This is a genomic window from Bartonella sp. AD328YNZD, from assembly GCF_042196425.1.
Genome location: NZ_JBHIQG010000297.1, coordinates 1 through 2982 on the forward strand (window position 1 = coordinate 1; position 2982 = coordinate 2982).

Annotated in this window: 2 protein-coding genes; one reads left to right on the top strand and one right to left on the bottom strand. The window is 39.0% G+C overall.

What is annotated here, in order from left to right; all coding sequences use genetic code 11:
* Positions 1-8: 8 nt before the first annotated feature.
* Positions 9-533 carry a peroxiredoxin gene (locus tag ACFIO3_RS10860; RefSeq protein WP_375607278.1) on the bottom strand — a complete coding sequence of 175 codons (525 nt, stop codon included), beginning with the start codon at positions 531-533 and terminating at the stop codon, positions 9-11.
* Between the two features lie 217 nt (positions 534-750).
* On the opposite strand from ACFIO3_RS10860, the gene ACFIO3_RS10865 reads away from it, so the two are divergent.
* Positions 751-2379 carry an alpha-D-glucose phosphate-specific phosphoglucomutase gene (locus ACFIO3_RS10865; protein ID WP_375704448.1) on the top strand — a complete coding sequence of 543 codons (1629 nt, stop codon included), beginning with the start codon at positions 751-753 and terminating at the stop codon, positions 2377-2379.
* Positions 2380-2982 lie beyond the last annotated feature (603 nt).

Consider the following 2982-nt stretch of genomic DNA (forward strand, 5'->3'; position numbering starts at 1 on the left):
GGTTGGAATTAGCTTTTCAAGGCTTTTAAAACATTTTGTGGTGAAGAAACTTCGTAAGGATCTGTTGCACAATTATCTGAAAAACCTGCTTCTTCGAACCATTGTTCAACCACACCATCATTAATAACAGCTGCATAGCGCCATGATCGCATGCCGAAACCAACATTGTCTTTTGCAACCAGCATACCCATTTTGCGTGTGAACTCACCAGAGCCATCGGGAATTAATTTCACGTTTTTGATATTTTGTGCTTTTCCCCAAGCATTCATGACAAAAGCATCATTGACGGAAAGGCAATAAATTTCATCAATACCAGCGTGTTTAAATTCATCATAGAGTTTTTCAAAGTCAGGCAGCTGAAAGGTTGAGCAAGTAGGGGTAAAAGCTCCAGGAAGAGAAAAAAGAATAACACGCTTTCCTTTAAAGTAAGCATCGCTGCTAACTTCTTGCCACCGATAAGGATTGTCTCCAGCCATTGATTCATCGCGTACGCGTGTGTGGAATGTTACATTGGGAACTGTTTTTTTCATCATCATGATGCTCCTGTATTCTTTTACGAAAATTTTGTTTTAAAACAGCCTTCGTATTTAAAAACATATGGGAAAGATCGTTTTAAATAAAAGGGCTTCTTAAAAAATTCTTACTTCTAACGAGTGTGCAAATATTTCACACTTCCGTCAAGTAGAATTAATGGTCGACTTTGGATACTCTTCACCTTAAAATTATAGGAAAGAATATAAAGGTATGGATATGACCATAAAGACAGTTTTGACCACGGCTTTTGAGGGGCAAAAACCGGGAACATCTGGTTTGCGCAAAAAAGTGTCTGTTTTTCAACAACCCCATTATGTAGAAAACTTTATACAGTCTCTTTTTAATAACATTGGGCCTCTTGAAGGAAAAATGTTAATTCTTGGGGGGGATGGGCGCACTTTTAATCGTACTATCCTTCAGATTGTGTTGAAGATGGCAGCGGCGCATGGTGTCTCTCTTATTAAAATGGGAAGGGGCGGTATTCTTTCTACACCTGCTGTTTCGCATCTTATTCGTAAAACTCATGCCCATGGTGGACTTATTCTTTCTGCAAGCCATAATCCTGGTGGTCCAGAAGGAGATTGTGGTATTAAATATAATATTTCTAATGGGGGACCCGCTCCTAATTCTTTATGTGATGCTATTTTTGCAACATCGCAACGTCTTTCTTTTTATAAAATTCTTGAAGCACCAGATGTTGATTTAGATAGGCAAGGTACGATCTTTATGGGAGCCATGCGGATTGATATTATTGATCCTGTCGCTGATTATGTTGCTTTGATGCAGGAGCTTTTTGATTTTGACTGTATTGCCAAGGCTGTTGCTCGAGGTCTTACTTTACGGTTTGATGCCATGCATGCGGTAACAGGGCCTTATGCTCATGAAATTTTTGAAAAATGCTTAGGATTTTCTGAAGGGACGGTGGTTAATGGTATTCCTTTGCCAGATTTTGGAGGTGGTCATCCAGATCCCAATTTGGTTTATGCTAAGGCTCTTTATGATTTATTGATGTCAGAGAAAGGACCAGATCTTGGCGCAGCCTCTGATGGTGATGGAGATCGTAACCTCATTATTGGTCGTGGGCAATTTGTTTCGCCGTCAGATTCTCTGGCTATTATGGCTGAGCATGCACACCTCATTAAAGGATATCGAAAAGGTGTTGTGGGGATAGCGCGTTCTATGCCGACGGGGCGTGCTGCTGATCTGGTCGCGGAAAAAAAAGGATTAAAATTTTTTGAAACACCAACGGGATGGAAGTTTTTTGGAACGCTTTTGGATGCGGGGAAAGTAACCTTTTGTGGTGAAGAAAGCTTTGGAACTGGGTCTCATCATATCCGTGAAAAAGATGGTTTATGGGCTGTCCTATTTTGGTTAAATCTTTTAGCGGTAACAGAAAAAACTGTCGCACAAATTGTTCAACAGCATTGGTACACCTATGGGCGTTTTTACACGTTACGGCATGATTATGAAGAAGTCGAAGCCGATAAAGCTTTGGAAATTATAGAACATTTGCGTGCACACTTACCACATTCAGGAACTGAAATTTCTGGATTTTTCGTCAAAAAAGCAGACGATTTTACATATCATGATCCTGTTGATCAGAGCGTTAGCACGCGGCAAGGCATACGTATTTTTTTCGAGAATGGAGCACGGTTGGTAGTCCGTTTGTCGGGAACAGGGACGCTAGGTGCTACTTTACGACTTTATTTTGAACAGTATGAAAGTGATCCACGCAAACACAATTTTAATCCGCAAGAAGTTCTCCAACCTTTGCAACAGGTGGCACTAAAACTACTAAACATACAACAAGTATTGGGACGAGACCACCCTGATATTATCACCTAAGATCATTGGAATGTTTTTTTGTAAAGGTATGATGATTGATCACATGGGGTATGTTTTTAGGGGCATGATTTTATTTGCCATAAGGAAGAGCTTAACTCCATTTTCAAGCTCGCTTTGTTTTTTTCACCTTTACATATCGATCCGATTCCTAAAACTGCGTGCTTCTTAAAACCGAATGCTGTAGGCAATTATAATCCAGCATAATCGGAGCATTTATGCCCAATGGTTTCTGATGGTTTGATAGAAGTGTTTGTTTAATAGGATGATGTTCCTCATGCAAAACAGAACACTGTCGTTATTGCGCATTTCATATGCTTATTTAAAAAGCCTCTCTCAATACACTTACGCTCTTCTTTATGGAATGCTGTTCATGTAGGAGATAACGGTAAATCCTCGAGAAGAATATAATGGTCGATATATATTGGATAATAAATTGATTTATAATAATAATTTAGTATTATTCAATTTGAATGAGAGCTCTCCAATATTGTAAGATTATCTCATCTCAAATCTATTCCATGTTGAATCAATTAAAACCATTCATTTGCACATAACAAGCGGGGAGAGCCGTGTGGATAAAAACTGTACAAAAAAGAACTAAAA